Annotated in this window: 19 protein-coding genes; 6 read left to right on the top strand and 13 right to left on the bottom strand. The window is 63.0% G+C overall.

Translation table 11 applies throughout. The features are described 5' to 3' along the window. Positions 1–489: 489 nt before the first annotated feature. From QMX97_RS01595 to QMX97_RS01540, 12 genes are all read right to left on the bottom strand, one after another. Positions 490–2,502, bottom strand: coding sequence for a DNA topoisomerase III (locus QMX97_RS01595; RefSeq protein WP_034032947.1), 2,013 nt, complete (start codon positions 2,500–2,502; stop codon positions 490–492). Between the two features lie 273 nt (positions 2,503–2,775). Beyond that, positions 2,776–3,228, bottom strand: a complete 453-nt coding sequence (locus QMX97_RS01590; protein WP_058199404.1) for a single-stranded DNA-binding protein — start codon at positions 3,226–3,228, stop codon at positions 2,776–2,778. Positions 3,229–3,301: 73 nt separating this feature from the next. Further along, on the bottom strand, positions 3,302–3,829 hold the full coding sequence (locus tag QMX97_RS01585) for a DUF3158 family protein (RefSeq protein ID WP_034030434.1): 528 nt from the start codon (positions 3,827–3,829) through the stop codon (positions 3,302–3,304). Continuing rightward, positions 3,826–4,605 (bottom strand): PFL_4669 family integrating conjugative element protein, encoded by a 780-nt coding sequence (locus QMX97_RS01580; RefSeq protein WP_034030432.1) that lies wholly within the window; start codon positions 4,603–4,605, stop codon positions 3,826–3,828. The genes QMX97_RS01585 and QMX97_RS01580 overlap by 4 nt, the downstream gene beginning before the upstream one ends. A 448-nt stretch (positions 4,606–5,053) precedes the next feature. Beyond that, the gene (locus QMX97_RS01575; protein ID WP_034030430.1) at positions 5,054–6,301 is read right to left on the bottom strand and encodes an STY4528 family pathogenicity island replication protein; all 1,248 of its coding nucleotides are present in this window, start codon (positions 6,299–6,301) and stop codon (positions 5,054–5,056) included. Positions 6,302–6,303: 2 nt separating this feature from the next. Then, positions 6,304–6,864, bottom strand: coding sequence for a DUF2857 domain-containing protein (locus tag QMX97_RS01570; RefSeq protein ID WP_034030429.1), 561 nt, complete (start codon positions 6,862–6,864; stop codon positions 6,304–6,306). A gap of 15 nt (positions 6,865–6,879) precedes the next feature. Next, complete coding sequence (locus QMX97_RS01565) at positions 6,880–8,535, bottom strand: ParB family protein (RefSeq protein ID WP_034030426.1); 1,656 nt, start codon at positions 8,533–8,535, stop codon at positions 6,880–6,882. Continuing rightward, positions 8,528–8,776 (bottom strand): hypothetical protein, encoded by a 249-nt coding sequence (locus QMX97_RS01560; protein ID WP_034030424.1) that lies wholly within the window; start codon positions 8,774–8,776, stop codon positions 8,528–8,530. The genes QMX97_RS01565 and QMX97_RS01560 overlap by 8 nt, the downstream gene beginning before the upstream one ends. Beyond that, a complete protein-coding gene (locus QMX97_RS01555) occupies positions 8,760–9,635 on the bottom strand; it encodes a ParA family protein (protein WP_034030422.1) in 876 nt (291 codons plus the stop codon). The genes QMX97_RS01560 and QMX97_RS01555 overlap by 17 nt, the downstream gene beginning before the upstream one ends. A gap of 42 nt (positions 9,636–9,677) precedes the next feature. Then, positions 9,678–9,890 (bottom strand): AlpA family transcriptional regulator, encoded by a 213-nt coding sequence (locus QMX97_RS01550; protein ID WP_011347600.1) that lies wholly within the window; start codon positions 9,888–9,890, stop codon positions 9,678–9,680. A gap of 118 nt (positions 9,891–10,008) precedes the next feature. Beyond that, positions 10,009–10,755 carry a hypothetical protein gene (locus QMX97_RS01545; protein ID WP_034030533.1) on the bottom strand — a complete coding sequence of 249 codons (747 nt, stop codon included), beginning with the start codon at positions 10,753–10,755 and terminating at the stop codon, positions 10,009–10,011. Between the two features lie 907 nt (positions 10,756–11,662). Then, the gene (locus tag QMX97_RS01540; RefSeq protein ID WP_282395717.1) at positions 11,663–13,432 is read right to left on the bottom strand and encodes a sensor domain-containing phosphodiesterase; all 1,770 of its coding nucleotides are present in this window, start codon (positions 13,430–13,432) and stop codon (positions 11,663–11,665) included. A 219-nt stretch (positions 13,433–13,651) separates the two neighbouring features. Here QMX97_RS01540 and QMX97_RS01535 point away from each other — a divergent pair, with 219 nt between their 5' ends. Together QMX97_RS01535 and QMX97_RS01530 are read left to right on the top strand one after the other, a co-directional pair. After that, complete coding sequence (locus QMX97_RS01535; RefSeq protein WP_282395716.1) at positions 13,652–15,601, top strand: PAS domain-containing sensor histidine kinase; 1,950 nt, start codon at positions 13,652–13,654, stop codon at positions 15,599–15,601. Between the two features lie 109 nt (positions 15,602–15,710). Further along, positions 15,711–17,222: an FGGY family carbohydrate kinase gene (locus tag QMX97_RS01530; RefSeq protein ID WP_282395715.1), complete on the top strand. Its 1,512-nt coding sequence runs from the start codon at positions 15,711–15,713 to the stop codon at positions 17,220–17,222. Here the strand turns inward: QMX97_RS01530 and QMX97_RS01525 are convergent. After that, a complete protein-coding gene (locus tag QMX97_RS01525) occupies positions 17,179–18,141 on the bottom strand; it encodes a LysR family transcriptional regulator (RefSeq protein WP_177343950.1) in 963 nt (320 codons plus the stop codon). The two genes, QMX97_RS01530 and QMX97_RS01525, sit on opposite strands and share 44 nt — an antisense overlap. A gap of 286 nt (positions 18,142–18,427) precedes the next feature. On the opposite strand from QMX97_RS01525, the gene QMX97_RS01520 reads away from it, so the two are divergent. From QMX97_RS01520 to QMX97_RS01505, 4 genes are read left to right on the top strand one after another with little or no spacing between them, the layout of a single operon-like run. Continuing rightward, positions 18,428–18,943: a flavin reductase family protein gene (locus QMX97_RS01520; RefSeq protein WP_065905597.1), complete on the top strand. Its 516-nt coding sequence runs from the start codon at positions 18,428–18,430 to the stop codon at positions 18,941–18,943. A 57-nt stretch (positions 18,944–19,000) separates the two neighbouring features. Continuing rightward, the gene (locus QMX97_RS01515; RefSeq protein ID WP_065905598.1) at positions 19,001–19,987 is read left to right on the top strand and encodes an ABC transporter permease; all 987 of its coding nucleotides are present in this window, start codon (positions 19,001–19,003) and stop codon (positions 19,985–19,987) included. A gap of 30 nt (positions 19,988–20,017) precedes the next feature. Next, positions 20,018–20,965, top strand: coding sequence for a sugar ABC transporter substrate-binding protein (locus tag QMX97_RS01510; protein WP_201143949.1), 948 nt, complete (start codon positions 20,018–20,020; stop codon positions 20,963–20,965). Positions 20,966–20,987: 22 nt separating this feature from the next. Then, positions 20,988–22,487, top strand: coding sequence for a sugar ABC transporter ATP-binding protein (locus QMX97_RS01505; protein ID WP_282395713.1), 1,500 nt, complete (start codon positions 20,988–20,990; stop codon positions 22,485–22,487). Positions 22,488–22,494 lie beyond the last annotated feature (7 nt).

Raw genomic sequence — 22,494 nt, 5'->3', positions numbered from 1 at the left:
CCGGGCCGGACGTTGATTGGCAGGAGAAAGGCGCCGAAGGCCTTGCGGCCTCCGGCTCGGGAGGACGGAACCACCCGTGGGCTGATTGGCAGGCCCGGTCGTCGCTAGAACCGTCTGCTGTCAGCAATCGCACCCGGCGCATGTCGTGGTTGGCGCCGGCATCTTCTGGCGCACATCCGCGCACAAAAGGAGCCCAGTTTTTCGCCGTTGGGCACGGCATCGAATACCGCTGACCACGAAGGGTCTCCGGGTGGCTCGCAGCCTGGCAAGCCATCGGGGGACCCTTCGCAGAGGCGGAAAAATGCAGATCAGCAGAACGCGCGGGAGGCGGTTCGCGGAGAAGCTACCTTCAGGTCCCGCGGCCGGGGACGGCCGGGCGGGACGCGCACACGGACAAGAGAAGGCGTTGCGCGCTGGGCGTCCCGCAGGGCGTGCGGGACATGGGCCACGCCGCCGATGGCGGGCACGGCTCTCGGGGAGCGGGGTCGGTCAGGAGCCCTTGCGGCCGCTGCTGCGCGGACGCGAGGCACCGCGCTTGGACGTGCCGGTTTCGACCTGCAGCGTGCCTTTGCAGTCGGGGTAGCGACTGCACGACCAGAAGGGGCCGGTCTTGCCGGTGCGCTGACGTGTCGGAGCGCCGCACTGCGGGCAAGCGGGTCCCTGGGGAACCTTGATGGACAGCGAGGTGCTGCCGTACTGCGCGATCAGTTGCGAAATCCATGCGGCCTGCTTGGCGATGAACACATCCAGGGTGAGCTGTCCGGCCTCGATCATGTCGAGCGCCTGCTCCCACACGGCGGTGGTTCCGGGGTCGGCAATCGCCGCGGGCACGGCGTCGATCAACGTGAATGCCGCGTCCGATGCACGGATGGAGCGTCCTTTCTTCACGATGTAGCCGCGGGCGATCAGCCCACTGATGATGTTGGCCCGTGTCGCCTCGGTGCCGATGCCGACCGTATCCTTGAGCTTCTGCTTCAGGCGCGGGTCCATCACCAGCTTGGCGACCCCCTTCATGGACTTGACCAGTTCGCCCTGCGTGTAGGGCTTGGGCGGCATCGTCTTGAGCGCCTTGATCTCCGCTTCGGCCACCCGGCACGCCATGCCCTCGCGCAGCGCGGGGAGCACCTGGCTGCGCGCCGTGGCTTCTCCATCCTCGTCCGCTTGCGGCTCGGCCAGCACCAGGCGCCAGCCCTTGACGACCACCTGCTTGCCGGTGGCCGCCAGCTTCTGTTGGCCGCAGGACAGCTCGGCGACAGTGCGGTCGAACTCATGGTGAGGGAGGAACTGTGCCAGGTAGTGCGCCCGGATGAGTCGGTACACGGCCAGCTCCTTCTCGCTCATCGCAGAGAGGTTTGCGGGTTCGAGCGTCGGGATGATGCCGTGGTGCGCCGTGACCTTGCCGTCGTTCCAGGCGCGTGAGCGCTGGGAGCGGTCGAGCCGGCCCACGGTGGGATGCAGCGAAGGGTCGGTTTTGAGCAAGCTGTCCAGGACCGTGGGCACCTCGGCGAACATGCTTTCGGGCAGGTAGCCCGAATCGGAGCGTGGGTACGTGGTGGCCTTGTGCGTCTCGTACAGGGCCTGGGCGATCTCCAAGGTCTCCTGCACGTCCAGCCCAAGCTGCTTGGAACAAACCTCCTGCAAGGTGCCCAGGTCAAATAGCAGCGGCGGGCCTTCGCGCACGCGCTCGGTCTCGACCGATACCACCTGGGCGCTGCCCGCAGCGCGGATCTGCTGCGCGGCCTGCTGCGCGACCGGCTGCTGCAGACAACGGCCGGCGTCGTCCGTGGAGCCATCGGGCGGAACCCACTGCGCGCTGAAAGCCTGACCGCCCGCGGACAAGGACACGTCGATAGCCCAGAACGGCACCGACTTGAACGCCGCGATCTCGCGGTCGCGATCCACGACGAGCTTGAGCGTCGGTGTCTGGACACGCCCGACCGACAGCACGCCGTCGTAGCCTGCCTGGCGGCCCAGCACGGTGAACAACCGGCTTAGGTTCATGCCCACGAGCCAGTCGGCGCGCGAGCGCGCCAGCGCCGAGTAGTACATCGGCAGCGTGTCGGACGACGGCCGCAGCTTGCCGAGCGCGGTGCGGATCGACGCATCGTTGAGCGCCGAAAGCCATAACCGCTCGATGGGGCCGCGGTAGCCGCACAGGTCAATGATCTCGCGGGCGATCAACTCGCCCTCGCGGTCGGCATCGGTGGCGATGACCAGATGGGTCGCCTTCGCCAGAAGCGCCTTGACGACCTTGAATTGCGTGGCGGTCTTCGGTTTGACCTCGACCCGCCATTGCTGGGGAATGATGGGCAACTGCTCCAGGGACCAGCGCTTGAGCGCCGCGTCATAGACCTCGGGCGCGGCCGCTTCTACGAGATGGCCGATGCACCAGGTGACGGTGACGCCGGAGCCGCTGAGACAGCCTTCACCGCGCTGTGTCGCGCCGAGAATCCGGCCAATGTCTTTGCCCTGGGAGGGCTTCTCGCACAAGAACAGCCGCATGTCCGTCCATCCGATTTCCGTGGTTCGTTGAGTTGCTGGAATCGAGGATGCCGAGCACCACCAGGGGCAGCAGCAAACAAGCCGCATGCGGTGGCGACCACTTTCACGGGATGGAATGGCTGGGACGAGAGTGGCGTGCGGCCGGGCGTGTACGGGCCGGGAGCCGCGATTTTCGGGAGCGCGTGGAAGTCGGTGGACGTTGATGGAGCTATCCCCTGGGGATAGCTCGCGAGGGCATCGGGGCGACGGACAACTGCCGCCGCCCCATGGCTGTCACTTCCTGCGCTTCGGCTCCTTCGGCGCGGTCGGTTCCTGGGCGACCTGGGAATTCGGCTGCGCGTCCTGCGCGGTCTCCTGCTGCCTGGGGCTGAGGATCACGGACTCGATGCGGAACGGCAGGATGCCGACGCTGCGGGCATTGATCTGCCAGGTTTCGCGCGGCTGATCGTCGTTGTCCGTCCAAGGTTCGCGCTCCATGCGACCGACGACCAGCACGCGCATGCCCTTCTGGTAGAGCTCCTTCCAGTGCGCTGCGTCGCGGTGCCAGATTTCCACCGGCGCCCAGAAGCCGCCGCGATCCTCGAAGTCGCCGCCCTTGGTGGGGACGGGGTTGTCGAAATACACGTTCAGCCGCAGCAAGCGCCGCGGCTCCTCGTTGCCGTTGGGGAACTCCCGGTACTCGGGGGGCGAGCCGATGTTGCCCTCGCCAGAAAAATGCGTGCTCATGTTGCAATCTCCTTGGTGGTTGAAATACCCGCACCTGGTCGGTGACGGGCGCGTGCTGGGTTGCCCGGCGCGATCACGGATCACGCAGCGCGGGTGGGGTGGACTTGAGCCGGCGCAGGTAGGCGTCTTCCGCCGCGGCGGCTTTGCTGGCGCACTCCTGGGCCTGCCTGCCCAAGGTGTGCAACAGGCTGACCTGCATGTTCAGCGTGATGCGCTGAAGCTCGATCGCGTGCAGGTCGGCGAGTAGGTTGACCGGCGTGCTGGTACTCGCCATCAGCTCCTGCCACAGGGCCACGCCCATGGCCGAGCGGTCATGCTTGCGCCAGCGCAGAAAGGTCGTGCCTGCGCCAGTGGTCTGCTGGGCCAGCTCGATGGGCAGCAGGTGGAAGGGATGCCCGATCGCCTGTGGCAGCACTTGTCGCTGCGCCAAGCCAATCAAGTTGTCGCGCATGGCGAAACACTGGCTGGCCCATGCCTCCAAGTCCCCTTTACCTTTAAAAGGCTTTAAAAGGCCTTTTAGAGAGCCTGCGTGTTCCAGCCTCATGAAGGCTGGGTGTTGCAGGGCGCGGATGTAGCGGGTGTCGCGGTTCGGGTCGCTCATGCCTGCTCGTCCTCGTCGGCCGTCACTTCGGGGTCCTCGGTTGCGGCGGCCTCGTCGCTGGGGGATGCGGTGGCGGCAGGACCGTCACCGCGCTGCTGCAAGCCACGGCGCGCGATGGGCGGCGCGAACTTCGAGCGGCGCGTGCCTTCGAGCACGTCCTGCGGCAGTTCGCCGAATTTCTCCAATGCCCCCCGGGCTGCGGCATTCTTTGCAGCGAAGTCGTCGCGTGTGCAACCCGAATAGCGGTACTGCTGGGCCAGGCTGAAAAGACTGCGCAGCGCATGCGCGCCTTCGTTGAGCCAGCGTTCGAGCGTCGAGCGATCGATCAGCGCAGTGTGGTGCGCGAGGATCAACTTGCGGGCGATGTCGTCGTAGTCGGCGAGCAGATACACGGCGGCAAAGCCGAGCTGCGCATTGACGAACAGCGGCAGCTTGACGGGTTGTACGTTGAGGTTCTCGCCCAGGGTCAGTGCCGGCGGCACGCTCGCCAGGGCCTGGTCCACCTGTTCGCGCAGCGATTGCAGCGTAGCCTTGGTCTGGTCGAGCTTGTCCTCGATGCGCAGCATCCAGAAGTCGCTGTACGGGTCGTCCTGCTCCGAGCCGCGCCGCATCTTGTTCATCTGGGCGATGTAGCCGTTCAGGCCGACAATGCCAGGTCGCCCCTCGGCGGCAGCGCGGCCGTGCCAGATGCGCGAGGCGTGGTGGGTGTGCAGCGTCAGCGACATCGCGCTGCGCAAGGAGCCGAGGTTCAGCTGCAGAGGTTCATTGGTTGCCATGGTGTCCGCTCGTTGTGGGAAAAGAGCGGCCAGCTTCGGCAGGAAGCGGAAGGCAGTCAGTCAACAAACCGAAACCCGCCCGTCCCCGGTTCACGGCGCGGCGGTCGAATGCGTCGCGAGCTATCCCCAGGGGATAGCGCCATGGAGCGCCAAGGAACGCTGCGCGCCTGGATCAGCGTGGACAGGGCCGAGCCCGCGGCAGGCGATCGAGGCATGGCTTGCAGCGGTTCGACGTCGTAGCTGTCAGTGGAACTATCCCCAGGGGATAGTTCCATGGAGCGCCAAGCAACGCTGCGCGCCCGGATCAAGCGCGGATAGGGCCGATCCCGCCGCAGGCGATCGGGGCTTGGCGTGCAGCGGTTCGACGTGTAGCCGTCAGTGGAACTATCCCCTGGGGATAGCTCTACTGGAAGCCACTGGCATCCACTTCACCGGCTTGCAAGCCCGCTCACTTGCTGGCGAGCAGGTTGCGCAGCCGCTCGATGTGCTGCCTGGCGACTTCTGGCGGCACCGGCTTGCTCTGTGGCTGGGATGGTGGCGGTGCTGGTGGTGGCCGCTCATTCGGCGGAGCGTGTGCCGATGGCGCGTCTTTCTTGGCCCAGGCGTTGAACTCGCCATGGATGGCCCGCTGGATGATGCCGAACAGATACCCCGCGGGATTGCGGATGCCGCGGCTGCTGCATCGAGTGGCCCATTCGTCCAGCACGGCCTGCCTCAGCGCGGCATCGACTTGCTGCAATGCCACCCGCGCACCTGTCTGCTGCTCTGCCTTCAGTTCCGCGAAGCGTTTGGGCCATTGCAGGTCACCCAGCGCGCGCGCCTGCGCGGTAGTACGTACTTCATTAATACGACTACTACGTACTGTACGGGCCTGCTTCGGATTCCGAAGAGAGGCGTCTGGCGCGGGTTTCGGCCCTGCTTCGGATTCCGAAGTGGGGTCATCGGGATTCCGAAGAAGGCTCGTCGGCCCTTCTTCGGAATCGTGAGCGGCATCCTCCTGTGGATAACTTTCGGTCGCCGTGATGCCTTGGCTGGCGAGGCGTTCGGCCAGGACCTGCAGCCGTGACGGCAGCGTGCGGCCGGAGAGCAGCGGGTCTTCCGCGATTTCCTTGAGTGTGTGCAGGCCGACCATCTGGACGGCCTTGGCCGAGTGGCCGAGGGACTGGCTGACCAGCGCCAGGTAGTCGGCGTCGAGCTGCATCGCTTCAAAGGGCGTCAGCGGCTCGTCATGCAGGACATAGAGGTTGCCGAGGATGCGGCCGGTCTTGGGGTCGCGCCGTCGCCGCACCAGGCTCAGCCATCGGGTGAGGCGCAGCAGCGTCAGGGCTCGCGCCACGGTTTCGTGTGAGGCTTGCCCGGCGCAGGGCATCGACGCCAGCCAGGGCCGAAGCTGTTCATACGTCGGGAACGCCGTCACGCCATCGTCGTTGAGCATCAGCCGGAAGACCTGCCAGGCGTTGCGCTCCAGCGGCGTCAGGCGACGGTCGAGGAAGAGCCGCCGCGGTACGGTCTCGTGCCGGTTGCCACTGAACAGGAAGGCATCGCCAGACGCCGGGCCTGTGGGCATCGCGACAGGCGTGGGGTGCGAGGGGGGCGGGTCGGTTTTGGGCTTGGGCGCAAGGTCGTTCAGCGCAGCGTCGAACAGGTCTGCGAGTGCTGTGAGGCCACGACGTGGTGCGGTGTCGTCCACGGCCATGGTCAACCTAATCCCTGATCGACCCAGCTCTTGATCGAGGCCCAGACCACCGAAAGAGGCAGCGACATGCTTTCTGCCAAGTCCATGGTGGCGTCGAGGATGGAGGTTTCGTCTTCGAGATCGACGTTCCTGCTGCTGGTCACGGCCTTCCATTGCCGCCACAGCTCCGTGTCCTGCTTCTCGTCCAACACGGGATGGCGGCCCTTGCGCTTGGGCAGGCCCAGGATTTCGCGGCGAAGCGCTACCTCCTGGTGGGTCAAACCATAGAACCGGCTGACCATCTCGGTGCTCGCACCCAGCCTGAGCATGCGATCGACCGTGGCGATTTCCTTCTCCACGTCCTGCGCCTGCTTGAGCAGTCGCCGAAGGACCTCGCGGTTGACCGTCACGGAGCACCAGGAGACGTTGGCGTTGGCCAGCACGCTGATCAGCGCGGGATGCTTGAGGGCGTCCAGTTCTTCCTCGCCAAACCCCATCAGCTTGCAGCGGCGCAGCTGCCCATTGCGCAGGTCATAGAGGGCCTGGGCGATGACGGCCTGGTTGAGTGGGTGTGGTGCGGACATGCTGGTCTCCCTCGGTCACGTTCCAGGGGCGGCAGCGCCGGCGTCCAGGTCGAGCAGACGGCGGGCCAGCCGCAGCAGCCGGAACAGCTTGACCAGTGCGGTGTCGCTCAGCCGCCGGGTTGCATGCCCTTGTCCATGCAGCAGTGCCGACAGGTCGATGACGAATTGCGCGTTATCCAGGCCGACATCGGCGGGCTGCTGACCGGCCAGACATGCCAGCAGCGCCAGAGCGGCACGGCCAAGCGGCCCTGGGTCCTGGGCGTAGGCACGGCAAGCGAAACCGATGCCGTCTGGACTGTCTTCGATGCACTCGTCCAGGCCGGCGTCACCCGCGATCTCGCGCGCGAACTGCGCGACGTGGATGCGCAGGCGCTCGGGCGTCTCCAGACTCGCGTCGATGTACCAGACATCAGAGATCGGATAGAGCCCGCCAGCTTGCACGGGGATTGACTGCAAGACGTTCGCCGAGAAGTCGGGCGGCAACGCATCGCCCAATTGGTCGGCGACCATGCGCTGGATGGACTGGAGCCGTTCGGTCGTCGGCGCCGGCGAGACGATGTGCTCCTGAAGCCGCTGATGATCGGTTGCCGGACTCGCCGTCCTCGCCTCGTTGGCATCTGTGTCGCTCTCTCGCGCTGAGGGGGCAGACGCGGGGCCTGCAGGCTGCGCTGCCGATACGGGCTCTGTGGTAGGCGGCGCGGTGTTGGCAGGTGGACGCGCGATAGCCCCAGGCTCCGGCAAGGCGAGCGGTGTCGAGGGTGGCGTCGGATCACTGACCAGAGCGCGCTGGCGGCTCTCGGATTCGGTCATGTCCAGCGCGAGCACGTCGTAATCGACGCCCAGCAGCTCGGCCATCTGGCCGATCAGCTCGTCCTGTACGCGCTGCGCGGAGAACTCATCGGCCTGCACATCAAACTGCGACAAGACTTCCTGGAAGAACTCGTCGAAGTCCTGGACCGGCGTGCGGCCCTTGGCGTAGCGCTCCCACGCGAACATGCAGGCCTTGCGCATGACCGACAGGCGTTCGACCTGGTGGCGGCCGAGGCCAGCATAGAGCACGGCGGGGATCGCGGGCAGGAGGTAGCGCACCGTGTCGTTCATGCGGCTGATGTGCGACTGCTGGACCGGGAAGCCATCGGCCGCAAGGCGGCGGGCCAGTTCGGATTGGCTCAAGGTGGTGCCGCTTTCCTGCTCGTAGAACTCGCGCGCCTTCTCGACACCGAGAGCGCGCTCGATGAACGTGAGGCCGCCGCGCAATTCGTTCTCGGCCAGATGGCCGGTCAGCATGACAACTTCGCCACGACTGGGCCACGGGCGGAACAGGCACGATATGCGGAAGAACCGCTCGTCCTTGGTCTCCGACCACAGCTCCCGCAGGATGGCCAACCGCGTGTTGCCGCCGTTGCGGATGATGTAGTGTTCCTCGCCAGGCCGTCGGGTGATGGCCGGTGCCGCGTCCAGCCCGCGCTCGCGGATGGACGCCTTGATGTCCTCGTAGGCCGGATTGCGCTTCTTGCGTGGGTCGTGGTCGTAGGGACGCAGTTGGTCGAGGGTCACGACCATGGGCGTGTCGGCGATCGGGTCGCTCAAGGCCGCCGCGGACGGACCGCTGCGCTCGAACCCCGCTGCGAGCAGTTTGCCGGCCATTTGCTGGGAGGTGATCTCAGCCATGGCAGCCTCCCTGCGCCTGGGATCGGGCCTCGCGCTCGGCGCGGCGGATTTGCGCGCGGGCGTTGAGGGCCGCTCGGTGGTCGCTGGCCGTCGAACTGGTGTAGATCGCGGCGCAGCCTGCCTTGGTGAATTTGAGGTGGCCGCCCGGCGTGCGCTTGACGTGCCAGCCCTCACCGACAGCGAATTCGATCAGGGCGCGCAGCCGCTTGTGGCCTCGGGCCAGTTCATGTGCGTTCGCCATGGGGCCTCCCGGTATCAAGAGGGAATGGCGGGCGGCCGGACACCGCGGCAAATCGGTGCTGCCATTGCGGGAACAGTTCGCCAGCGAGGTCGCGCATGGTGTGGAGCGCGGCGGGGGCGACTCTGCCCGGTGGCTGGCGGTACTCGACCCGATGCACCGGCAGGCCGCGTGTCGCGGCGCGCGGATAGGCCTCGATGGCCGGCACGTCGGTGGTCAGCACCCGGATGCCGGCATGATCTTGAAACAGGTCGCGCAGGGCCTGTTGGATCAGCCGAGCGTTCGCCGACACCGGGTGGACGCGGTTGATGAGCAGATGCAGCGCCGGTGGTTCGATGCCCAGGTGCCGGTACGGTGCTATGTCTTCGAGCAACTGCATGGTGCCGCGCCGCAACTCGCGGGCCGCGAGGATTTCCGGGGTCACGGGCGACAGCGCAACGTCGGAGGCGAGCACCGCCATCTCCAGCAGCACGGAGCGCGCGCCCTGGGTGTCGATCAGCACCAGGTCATAGAGCGGAGCCAGGATCGGCAGCAGGTGCCGCAGCCGCAGGCGCCCATCCGGCGCGTGCAGCAGCAAGGTGTTCAACTCGCCCCGGTGGTCGTTGGACAGCACCAGGTCCAGGCCCGTGATGATCGTGCGGGACACGAGCTGGCCGAGGTCACGCTCGTTGAAGGCCAGCAACTCGTAGATGCCGCCAGGCGCGCGGTGGCCCAGTTCGTAGTAGGACGACAAGGTGGGCTGCACGTCGAGATCGATCAGCAGCACGCGCAGCCCCGCATCGGCGACGAGCCCGCCCAGGTTCGCGGCCGTGGTGGTCTTGCCGACGCCACCTTTCGTTGAAATGATGGATACGACCTGCATGGCGTTCTCCGTGTGAGGATGGAAGGTCCGCGGGAGAACGGGTCAGGCCCGGTTGTTGACGCGCTCGGCGATCCACTGGTCGATTTCGATGGAATCCCAGCCGACGGCACGCACACCCAGGCGCAGCGCCTGCGGGAACTGGCGCTTCTTCATCAGGTTGTAGATGTGGGCACGTTTGAAGCCGGACTTCGCTTCGACTTCTTCCAGGCGCAGGATGCGGCGCTCGTTGGGCGGCAGTACAGGTGTTTGCGACATGGCGGTCACTCCTGAACGCTCAGTGGCGTTTGTTGGCGTGACCTCTATTCAATAGACACGGCTGCGGAAAGACATTGCAAATGCAATCTCCGCGATTGCACATACAAGCTGGAAATCCTCAGAGCGTGGCGCTATGCAGCCGGCGCCTGGCCGTGGCGAACTTGCCGTTCAATGTCCGCTCGGCGATACCCATGACGCCGTGGTGATGGGCGACCAGTGCGCTGACCACGGCCTCCTGCGTCTTGAAGCTGGAGTACGGCGTGCCCGATGGCGACTGGCCGAGCATCAACTCCAGCATGGCCCCGATGATGTTCAGGTAGGTGGCCTCGGCCCGATCGCTGATCGGGCACTGCGCGCAGGCGGGGATCACCGTGGATTGCTTGAGCAGCGCATTGTGTTTGTCCTGCAACTCGCGAAGTTGGCGTCTGGACTGCTCCAAGGCGGATTTCAGCGCCAACTGTTCGACCAGCATGGCTTGCCCGGTCTCCAGCGAGATGACCGGATGGGCGATGCGTTCGCTGCGCGAGAATAGAAAGCCTGGCCGGTGCTCGGGGTAGTGCTGGTGCATCCAACGCTTCAGATCGACGTGGCGAACGGTGAGATCAGGGGAGTCGATCAAAGCGGGATCATGTGTCGTGATGCCGTTCTCCCCGAACGGCAACTCCCCGTTAAGGATTCCATCGTAGATGCGGTCGGTGTACAGGCGAAGCTCGCTCCAACGGGGACAATCTAACGACTTCGGTAGGTTCCTTGGCGACGAGATCGAGGCCAGGACAAGATGTTTGAACCGCAGCAACCCGGCCCACCTGATGGAGGCTTCAATCGGGCGATAGAACACCTTGGTTAGAGGTGGTTTGTCGTACATGCTCCCATCTCCTTCTAGGAGAACTACATAGCGACTCCTTTGGTGCCAACCTCATGGTCGGCCTCTGCAGAAGCGAGATCCGAGATCCGCTTGTTCATGGTCTTAATTGCGTCTCTACGGTTCGCGTTGCTGGTAGCCGGCGCGTGTTCGATGTGCAAAAATCTATTGGTCAAGTGAAGGCCGAGCATCGGGAAGCAAGCCCGACAGTGACGCTCACGCTATCAGGGTCGTAAGAAGTTGCGGCCTCTGCAAAACCGCCTGGGTATGACCTGATATGCCAGCGGTCTCAAGGGATGCGAAGAGGGCGCAATCCCCATCCAACGTCCAGTCAGACGCAGCGAATCCGCTCCCGTCATTCTTATCCTGGCATCCTGATATACCCATAAAGAATCGCGCGCCTACCCATCATGGCTAGGGTGTGCGTTCCTTTGGCGCGGCCTGCTCCGGTGAGTGCCACAGTGCGCCGGTGCGTGTACTTCCACGGTGGCATCCGAACTGCGCCGAGATCGGCGACATCGGAAGGCTGCTAGCTGGTCGGCATCGCATTCGATGTGGAAGCAGAGAACTGGTGTGGCGAGTTCGAGGCCGTCCGTATGGCGATGTTGCCGAATGCGGCTCCGGTGCGGAGTGCACGTCTCTGGACGTCGTTGGATTTCTTTGGACGAACTTGTTGCCGGGGACGAAAAACAAGGCTACAATTGAGGTCTTCGCTAGCCACCTCAGCGAAGAAAGTGTTTGGGAAACAACGACTTAGCGTCCTAGTACACGTCTCGTTTCCCGCTCCAAACACAAAGAAAAAGCCACTCAATAGAGTGGCTTTTTTTTGCCTGCGATTTATGAAGAGAGACCTCGGTCTCTCTTTTCATTTCCTCCCGGTTCCCTGGGGTTCCAGCCCTGACACCGGTGTTTACGCGGTAAACGCGTGACTGTTCACCCACGCCTCCAAATCCTTTGCAGCCATTGGCTTGCCTATCAAATACCCCTGCGCCTCGTGGCAGCCCCACGCTTTCACGAGGTCGAAAATGTCCTGGTTTTCCACGCCCTCGGCCACCACGCGATAGCCCAGGCCACTGGCCAGTTCAATCAGGTTTTTCACCAGGCGTTTATCTTTTTCATTGGTTGTCAGGTTGCTGATCAGGGACTGATCCAGCTTGACCGTGCTGGTCGGCAAGGTACTCAGGTAGATCCAGTTGCTGTAGCCGGTACCGAAGTCGTCGATGGCAACCTCGACTCCCATATCGCGCAGGCGGGTGAGTTGCTGAACCACTTCCGTCGGGTTGGTCATGAGGGTGCTTTCAGTGAATTCCAACTCCAGTCGGTCTGCGGGGAGTTGCTCAGCCTCAAGACGCCCGATGAGTGTGTCAACGAAGGCGGGGCTTTCCAGGTCGCCCACCGTGACGTTCATCGCGATTTTCAGGACCAGTCCCCGTTTGCGCCAGAGAGTGGCTTGATCGATCACCGCGTTCAGGACCCATGAGGTCAAGGACGGCATCAATGCGGTCTTTTCAGCCAGCGGTATGAATTCTGCGGGGCTGATGGTCCCCAGCAGTGGGTGATCCCAGCGGATAAGGGCTTCTACCGCCTCGCATCTGCCGCTGGGCAAGTTGATTTTCGGTTGAAATACCAGCCTGAGCTGATCCTCGGCGCGGATGGCCTGCGACAGCGAACTCAAGAGGGTGAAGGCCCGTTGTTGCGTGGCATCGAACGTGGGGTCATAGAGTAAATAGCCCAGGCCACGGTCTCTCGCGGCATCTGCAGCGCTGATGACCAAGCGCAGCCAGTCCTGCTCGTCGTTGTCGTTAATCGGCAGGATGCCAATGCCGACGTGCATCAGGATAGGAATACCGTGGCAATCGACGGCCGTTTTGAAGCTCTCGATAATCCGCGGGCTGATGAGCTCTCGATCAACCCTGCCCGCGATCAGGAAGCCAAAACGCGTCGGGCTGATTTTATACAGCAGGCACTCCGGCGGCAGGAGGGCGTGCAAGCGCTGTTTTATCGCAAGGATCAGGTCCTGCGCAAAGCTGTAGCCCAAGGCCTTGACCACATCGTTGAGAAACTTGGGGGAGGTGACATCCACCGCGTAAATCCTGATCGCGCCCTCGCGGGTGAGCGTCTCACGGATATCCTCTTCGAACCGCAAGCGGTTGAACAGGCCGGTCGGCTGGTCAATGTAGTTCCTGGAGCGTACGCCCATGATCCGCATCATCACGAGTTCGGCCAGGTGGTTGAGCATCGCCGCGTCTTGCGCACTCATCGGCGCACGCGCAACGGTATCGATAAAGCACAGGCTGCCCAGCGATAAGCCATCGTCGGTCAACAGCGGGGCGCTGGCGTAATAGCGGATAAACGGTGCGCCCGTCACCAGGATATTGGCTTTGAAGCGCGGGTCGCTGCGTGCATCCAGGATTTCCAGGGGCTGATTGTCCAGCAGCGAGTAGGCACAGAACGAGGCACTTCTCGGTGTGGAACACTCCTCGATACCGATGCGCGCCTTGAACCATTGTTCGTGCTTATCGACGATGGAGATCAGCGCGATCGGCGCGTTGAAGTACTCACTGGTCATTGCCACGATTTTATTGAAAACGGGATCTTCTTGAGTGTCCCGGGCGCACAGCTGCGCCACGCGTTCCAAGCGCTTTGATTCTGTCTGGGGAAGGGGGGCGCCGTCGTCCATGATAAAGCTCCGTTTAACCATCATCTTCAGGGACGATATCAAATTCGGACGGTGGGTTTCGACTCGAGTTGACCATCGGCGTGCTCAGCCCGTTGCGCCAATGCGGTGGGCACAACCCTCGAGGTTTTTCTGCAGGACCCAGATTAAGCTGGTTCGCGCAGCCGATTATTCGACATACTGATCAGGTCGAAACCCTCATTTTTCTTCGAGGCTACCCTGATGCCATCCGTGCCTGCCAATCAGCCCAACCACCCGGAAGACCGTTATCGGTTGCTCGTGGAAGCCGTGGTGGACTACGCCATCTACATGCTTGATACGAATGGGCTGATTCGTAGCTGGAACTCGGGCGCCAAGCGGATCAAGCAGTACGACCAAAGCGAAGTGCTGGGTAAGCACTTCTCGTTGTTCTACACGCCGGAGGACCTGGCATCCGACCTGCCCGGCCGGGCGCTGAAGAGCGCGGATGAGTCAGGCCGCTTTGAAGGCGAAGGGTGGCGAGTCAGGAAAGACGGCACGCGCCTGTGGGCCCTGGTGATCATCGACCCGATACGCGCAGAGGATGGCTCGCTGATCGGCTTCGCAAAAGTCACGCGCGACTTGACTGAACGCCGGGCGGCAGAGCAGGCACTGCGCCAGAGCGAGCAGCAGTTCAGCCTGCTCGTGCAAGGCGTCACCGACTACGCCCTCTATATGCTGGACCCCAACGGCATCATCACCACCTGGAACGCTGGCGCCCAGCGCATCAAAGGGTATGAGCCTGCCGAAGTGATCGGCAGGCATTATTCAATGTTTTTCCAGGCGGATGACGTCGCCAATCATGTGCCTCAGCGTGCCCTGGCCACGGTCGTCAGTGAGGGGCGATACGAAGGGCAGGGCTGGCGCGTGCGCAAGGACGGTACGCGGTTCCTGGTCCATGTGGTGATCGACCCGATCAGAAATGAGCAGGGGGAGCTGATTGCCTACGCGAAAATCACCCGCGACGTGACCGAAAGCGTGCAGGCGCAACAGGAGATCAAGGAGACCAGGGAAGCGTTGTTCCAGGCGCAGAAAATGGAGTCCCTGGGTCAACTGACCGGCGGGATCGCGCATGACTTCAACAATCTGCTGATGGTTATCCTCGGCAGCCTGGAGCTGGCCAGGAAGCGCGTGCCACAGGATTCAAAAGTCCAGTCATTGCTCAATAATGCCATCGCGGGCGCTCAACGCGGCGCGACGCTTACCCAGCGTATGCTCGCGTTTGCCCGTCGTCAGGAGCTTGATCCGCAGCCTGTGGATGTGGGCGGCCTGATCAGAAACATGTCCGATCTCCTGTGCCGCATGCTCGGCGCCGGCATTCGCGTCGACACTCAGTTCCCGCTGGTCCTGCGCCCTGTGCTGGTCGACATGAGCCAACTGGAAATGGCCGTGATGAACCTGGTCATCAACGCCCGGGATGCCATGGTCGGCGAGGGGCGGATTCTGATCTCGGCAAGGGAGGATTCGTTTCCCGGCAGCCCGCCCGGTTCCGACCGGCTGATTTGCATCGCTGTCATCGACACCGGGCCGGGGATGAGTGAGGCGACCCTGCAGCGTGCGATGGAGCCGTTCTTCACCACCAAAGGCGCGGGCAAAGGCACAGGGCTGGGGCTGTCGATGGTGCATGGCCTGGCGGCGCAATCCAAGGGCCACTTTGTGCTCAAGAGTGTGGTGGGCGAGGGCACGCGTGCCGAACTCTGGTTGCCGGTTGCCGAGGTGCACAGTTCGCCGGATGCCACTGAACCGGTATCAACCCAAAGCCCGCCTGACACATTCCACGTGCAACCCCTCGATATCCTGCTGGTGGATGACGACCCGCTGGTGCTGATCAGCACCGGCGCGATGCTTGAAGACCTCGGGCATCGCGTCACGCCGGCGGCGGGAGGGCAGGCTGCGTTGGCGTGCCTGACGCAGGGAGAGCGCTTCGACCTGGTCATCACCGACATGGCGATGCCGGAGATGAACGGGGTCGAGCTCGCCAACACCCTCGAGCAGCTGTTTCCGGCGCTGCCGATCATCCTTTCGTCCGGCTTCGCAGAGGTGGCAGTGGACCTCAAAAGCGCGTTGACGCGTTTGCCCAAGCCGTTTGATCAGTCCGCATTGGCCAGGGTTATCGCTGACATGCTGCGGGCCCGGAATGAGCCGCCTTGTTGAGCCTCACCGCCGCGTCCCGGGGGACCCTGAGGGGCCTCTGCCGCAGCGGCCGTGATCGCAGTATTCTGTGTGCTCAACCCTCGGCGTTTGATTCTGCGAGCAGTGACTCTTGAAGCGTAAAGCCTTGTTTATCGGGGTGGACATGGGCACCTCCAGCACCCGTGTCGGCGTTATTGACGAAAGCGGTCGAAGACGGGGCGCTGCCAGCCGTCCGGCGCGTTTGTCCAACCCCGCGCCTCGGGTCTACGAGCAGTGCCCGGACGAAATGTACGCCTCGGTCATGCTCGCCATCGCCGACGCCCTGGCCCAGCCCTCCATCAATGCGCGTGATGTGTGTGGTATTGCGATATGCGGACAAATGGCTGGCATCTCGACGATCGGCCGTCACTGGGAAGCGACCACGCCGTATGACTCATGGCTGGACATGCGGTGTGCCAGCCAGGTGCAGCGACTCAAGCCCTACGAGCAACAGATCATCGAGCGCTCGGGCGGCCCGGTGAGTGCCACTCATGCGGCGAAGTGGCTGTATTGGCGCGATGAGCAGCCCCAGGTGTATCGACGGGTCAGCAAGCTCATCATGCCCGCGGCCTATGTGGCTGGACGCATGGCCGCGCTGGAGGCCGACGCGGCCTTCATGGATGACACTTACCTGGGTTTCAACAGCTTTGCCGACAGCCGCACGCTGCAATGGAATACCTCGTTGATCGATGAGTTTCACCTTGACGCCGAACGGTTGCCCCAACTGGTGAGGCCCTGGGACCGGATTGGCGCGGTGTGCGCACGCGCGGCGCGTGACTGCGGATTGCCGGTCGGCACGCCGATTTTCGCCGGGTGCGCCGACATCGCGGCCTCCCTGCTCGGGACCGGCGCGTTCGCCAGTGGGCAACTCTTCGATATAGCCGGTACGGGAGCCGTGCTCGCGACCTTGCTCGACACCTTTGCCGTGGACGCGCAACACAAGACCCTGTCGACGTTCCGGCATTGCGTTCCCGGCATGTACTACTCGATGGCGTATGTGGGTGGCGCTGGCCTGACGCTCAAGGGGTTTGGCCTCACACCGGACGAATGCCTGCAACTGGAAGCCAGGGCGGCGGCACTGTGTGCCCGCAACAAGCTGCTGTACCTGCCTCATTGTGGCGGGCGGCATGCCCCCTTCGATGCGTCGCTGTCGGGGGCGTTTGTCGGCCTTGACTGGTCGCATGACCGCACCGACCAATACCGGGCGATGCTCGAGTCGATCGCTTATGAATATGCGCAGTTTCTGCGCTGCATGCGGGACATCGACAACGTCGCAGGGTTGGGTGGGGTGATCAGCCTGGGAGGTGGTGCCAACAGCCCGGTGTTCCGCCAGATCAAGGCCGACGTATTGGGTTTGCCTTATCACAAGCTGCCCAGCGCCGAATACGGCGTGTTGGGCGCGGCGATGCTCGCGGGTCATGGTGCCGGGGTCTTTGCCGACTTGCAGCAGACCGCCACGGATTGGCGTGCGCCGGTGCAAAGCGTCGCGCTGCCCGACCCGTCGCGCAGCGCCTTTTATGAGGGCATGCACCGCGCCTACGAACGACTGGCGGGAGCGCTCAAGCCGGTTCTGGACGACCTGCAGGCTGTGCCGCTTGGTTGAGTGCCAGGACGTGCCGGGCCGGCATGTCGAGATGCTTGAAGTACTGCACGGCGAACTCCACGAACGACTTGACCCGCTGCGGCAATTTCTTCCCGCCTTCGGTGAGCAGGTGAAAGCCGGCCGTTGGGCATTGATAGTCTTCCAGCAACGGGATCAGGCGTTTAGCCTGGATATCGTCGGCGACTTCCCAGACTGACTTCCAGATAATCCCCAGGCCCTGGATCGCCCACTGGCGCAGGGTAAAACCGTCGTTGGCGAGGCGGTTGCCCTTGACCTGGATGGTGGTCGAGACCCCGTCCTTGATGAATTTCCAGCGATCCAGTGCAAAGTCCGCGCGCAGTTGCACCAGGCAATTGTGCTGGTGCAAGTCTTCCGGCGTCAGCGGGGCGCCGTAGCGGTGGAGGTACTCGGGCGCGCAGCAAATCATCGGCCGATCGACACCCAGCGAACGCGCGATCAATGAACTGTCCGGGAGGTCGCCGAAGCGGATCGCAATGTCTGAACCGGACTCGACAAAGTCCAGGATCCGGTCGGTGAAAAACAGGCGAACGCTGACATGCGGATTGTCGCGCAGGAAGGCATCCACCAGTTGGCTGACCCATTGGCGACCCAGGTCCGTGGGGCAGGTCAGGCCGATGGTACCCAGCAGGTCGCTGTGACCGTTCTTGATGATGTTGTCCAGGGCATCGACGTCTTCGAGAATCTTCAGCGCGTTCTCAAAAAGCAACTGACCCTCAGCGGTCGGGCTCAAGCTGCGTGTATTGCGCTTGAGCAGGCGCAGGCCATAAAACTCTTCCATTGCCTTCAGCCGTCCGCTCATGGCCGCGGGCGACAGGCCCATCTGCCGCCCGGCGGTGGACAGTGAGCCTGTCTGCACGACCAGCCGAAACAATCGCATGTCCTGTAGTCGATCCACCATGATGATTCATCTCACGAGGCTGTTTTCTAATTGTTCGCAAAGTATTAAACGATTCTTCAGCTAATTCCATTAGTTAAGTAAGTCGTGAGCGCAGTTGCGCCGGCGCGAAGGCTTTGCCATGGGCATTTCAGGGGATATGTGAACGTGATTCAAATGTCTTTGTTGTTGGCTTCATCTTACGCGGTCGGTGAAAAGTCAATTTTTTAAAAGTGAATAGAAAAGTAGGGAAGATTGCGAATAATGAATACCGAGCGTGTGAGTCACTACACAATAAGAGGGTTTCAAGATGCGTGTTAATTATCAGGAGGCTGCCCCTTCGATCGACCTGGCCGGCCCATTCAAAACCGCGATGGGACGCTTTGCCTCGTCCTTGACCCTGATCACCACACTCGACGATGAGGGCCGGCCCCACGGCCTGGCCGCCACCGCGTTTTCCTCGGTGTCGATGGACCCGGCTTCGGCCCTGATCTGCATCAACCGCACTGCCAGCGCTTCACCGGTGATCAAGCGATCCGGGCTGTTCTGCGTGAACATGCTGCAAAGCCAGCATGAGCCGATCTGCAGGATCTTCAGCCAGCCCGACCTGCGCGAACGGCGTTTTGTAGAGGGTCAATGGCGCACGGGAGCACAGGGTATCCGGTACCTGGCCGACGCCCAGGCGGCGATTTTCTGCGAAGTGGTGCAAACCCTGGAGCACGGGACGCACACCGTGTTTATCGGCAATGTCCTGGAGGTTATCACCCAGCCACTCGACGACCCACTGTTGTACATGGGTGGGCGGTACCGTCAGTTGCAAGACTGATTCGTTAGTTGCGCAGTGCTCGTTCTTATAACAATTAAATAATAAGTGGATATGGGTATGAACAATCAGTTGTTGGGCAAGTTCAGACTGGCCGGATCGCTTCCAAAGTGGGTCGGCCTGGACACCAGTGTCGCCGGCCCGTTGATCGGTCTATTGCTGTTGTGTGTTGTATTGACGGTATCGACGCATAGTTTCCTGACCGTGAGCAACTTGCTCAATGTACTCGATCAGGTCACGGTCCTCGGCATCATGGCATTGGGCATGACCCTGGTCATCCTGATTGGCGGCATCGACCTGTCGGTAGGCGCCGTACTGGCCGTGGCAATCATGGCCATGAGTTGGCTCGGTCAGGTAGTCGGGCTGCCCATGTGGGTCGCCATGCTCGGTGCCATTCTCGTCGGTGCGGCGTGTGGTTCGACCACTGCGTTGCTGGTGGTCAAGGCCGGCTTGCCGTCGTTCATTGCCACGCTGGCAATGATGTCGGTGGCGCGAGGCCTCGCTTACATGGTCACCGATGGCGCGCAAATCAGCGGCTTCCCGGAGTGGTTCAGCAACCTTTCGGTGATTCGCTACGCTGGCGTGCTGTCACTGACGGTCGGGTGCTTCGTGGTACTCGCACTGCTGTTCTGGTTTGTCCTCAGGTTCACCGTTGCGGGGCGCAGCCTGTACGCCATCGGCGGCAGCAGCAAAGTCGCCAAGCTCGCCGGAATCCGGGTCAAGGCCTACACCAGCGCGGTGTACATCATCTCCGGAGTCTGTGCAGCCCTGGGCGGCATCATCATGACTTCCCGGCTGGACACCGCCGGGGCCGGCGCGGGCGTGGGCTATGAGCTGGACGTGATCGCTGCCGTCGTCATCGGTGGCGGCAGCCTCAAGGGCGGTGCCGGCAGCGTGGTCGGCACTCTCATCGGTGTACTGATCATCGGCGTTTTACGCAACGGCTTGAACCTGGCCGGCATTTCACCCTTCGTCCAGCAAGTGGTCATCGGCGCCGTTATCGCGTTTGCCGTGATGCTTGACCTGCTCAAGCGCAACCCTGACTGATTCCAAGCCCAAATAATAAGGATAAAAACCATGAAGCTTTCAGCGTTTCCAGTGCGTGCTCTCGCGCTTCTGCTTGGCTGCCTGATGTCGATCAGTGCGCACGCCCAGTCCAAGCCCGTGGGTGAAATCACCGTCGGCATGTCGATCCCGAGCCTGCAATGGGTGTTCTACCTGATGGTACGTGACGGCGTGACACAGCAAGCCAACGCACTCGGGATCAAGAATGTGCTGGTGGCAGACGCTCAGGCTGATCCGGCGCGGCAGGTCAGCCAGATCCAGGACATGCTCAGCAAAGGCATCGATGTGCTGCTCTATACCGCCACCGGCAGTGCGGCCTCGGCGGTGCCGGTACGCCTGGCGCGGCAGCAGGGTGTGCCCGTGATCTGCATCGACAACTTCCCGAAAAATGTCGAATGCGACGCGTACATCGCTACCGATAACCTCGCGGCGGCGGGGGAGTTGGCTCGGCAAATGATCAAGCTGACCGGTGGCACGGCTGAAATCGGCCTGCTGCAGGGCACCTTGGGCGACTCCACTGAAGTGGCCCGGGCCCAGGGCCTGGACGCGGTGTTGAAAGACGCGCCGGGGATGAAGATCGTCGACCGCAAGCCCACCGACTGGCTGCAGGACAACGGCTTCAAAGTCGCCCAGGACATGTTGCAGAAAAATCCCGGGATCAATGTGTTCATCGGCCGTTCGGATGCACCGGCGCTGGGGGCGGCACAAGCCGTCAAGGTCGCCAATATCGATCACAAGGTCTGGGTGTTCGGGTACGACGGTTTGCCCTCGGCCCTGGAGGCGATTCGCGACGGCAAGATGGACATGACCATCACCCAGCAGGCGGTGGAAATGGGCCGCACGGCGCTGCGTACCGCGCTCGACCTGCAACAGGGCAAGCCGGTGGCCAAGACGCAGTTGCTACCGGCCTTTGTCACCACCCGCGACAACGTGGCGACGTTCCTTGAGCAGCACCCGTGAACCGGATCCAGGAGGGCACGTCATGAGTACTCACCCAACGGTCCCGGCACCTCTTTTCAGGGCTACGCAGATCGGCAAATCGTTCAACTCGGTGCGCGTGCTGGAGGACATCAGCCTCGATATCGGCTACGGCGAAGTGGTGGCTTTGCTTGGGGAAAATGGCGCGGGCAAGTCGACCTTTTCCTCGATTATTGCCGGCGCCCTGGCGCCGTCCAAAGGCAGCATGCTCCTGGCGGGCGAGCCCTACGCGCCGAACGGTCCGGCGGCCGCCATGGCGCTGGGGGTCAATATGATCCATCAGGAAATTCATTTGCTGGCGGACTTGAGCGTGGCGGAGAACGTGTTTCTCGGCCATCTGCCGACGCGTGGCGCAATCATCGACCGCAAGACCCTGCACCGCGAGACCGCCAAGCAATTGCAGCGCCTGGGGCTGGATATCTCGCCGCAAACGCCGGTGCGGGAGTTGAAGATTGCCGCCCAGCAACTGGTCGAAATCGCGCGTGCGCTGACACTCAATTCACGCTTGTTGATTCTCGACGAACCCACGGCGGCCCTCGGCAAGGAAGAAACCGAGCGGTTGTTCCAGCAAATCGAAACCCTGAAGCAGCAGGGCGTCTCGTTTATCTACATCAGCCATCGCATGGACGAGATTGCGCGGATCGCCGACAAGGTCGTGGTCCTGCGGGACGGGCACCTGATCGCTCGCCACGAGAGCGGGGCGGCCGAGGTGGGTGTGCTGGTGTCGCAGATGGTCGGACGGCCCATCGAACGGTTGTTCCCCGAGTTGCCGGCGCCGCAGGACGCCGTGGTCCTGCGCGTGGAGCAGCTGTCGGACAAGGCCGGGCGCTTTCGCGACATCTCGTTCGAGGTCAAGGCCGGGGAGGTGTTCGGCATCGCCGGCATCGTCGGGGCTGGCCGTACCGAGCTGGTGCAGGCGATTGCCGGGCTGAGCGCCGTCAGCCACGGCGACGTGCTGTTGAACGGTCGACCGCTGCCGGCCAATAACGTGCTGGCCGCGATCGGCGCCGGTGTGGTGCTGATTCCCGAAGACCGCAAATCCGAAGGCGTGGTGCTGACGCAGACCATTGCCGAGAACCTGGCGTACTGCAACCTCGACCGGCTCAGCGCCTGCGGCATCGTCGCCAACCACCGCGTGACGGCCTTCGCCCACGAGCGTATTGCCGCGCTGGGGATCAAGGGCGTGGCGGGGCAACGGCTCGACAAGCTCTCGGGCGGTAACCAGCAGAAGGTCGTGATTGCCAAATGGATCGCGCGCAATCCCAAGGTGATCATTCTCGATGAGCCGACCCGCGGCATCGACATGGGCGCGCGTGCGGCAATTTACGAATTGATCATTGAGCTGTCGAAGGCCGGCATGTCGGTGATCGTCGTGAGTTCCGACCTGGAGGAAGTCATCGGCCTATCCCATCGCGTCATGGTCATGGCTCGCGGTTGCTGCCAAGGCATCCTCGAGCGGTCGCAGATTGCGCCGGACCGCATCATGGCCCTGGCTACCGCATGATCAACGA

The sequence above is a fragment of the Pseudomonas sp. PS01298 genome, assembly GCF_029959745.1.
Lineage (GTDB): Bacteria > Pseudomonadota > Gammaproteobacteria > Pseudomonadales > Pseudomonadaceae > Aquipseudomonas > Aquipseudomonas aylmerensis.
Note: the sequence above shows the minus strand (reverse complement) of the source record. Positions and strands in the feature narration are given on the sequence as shown.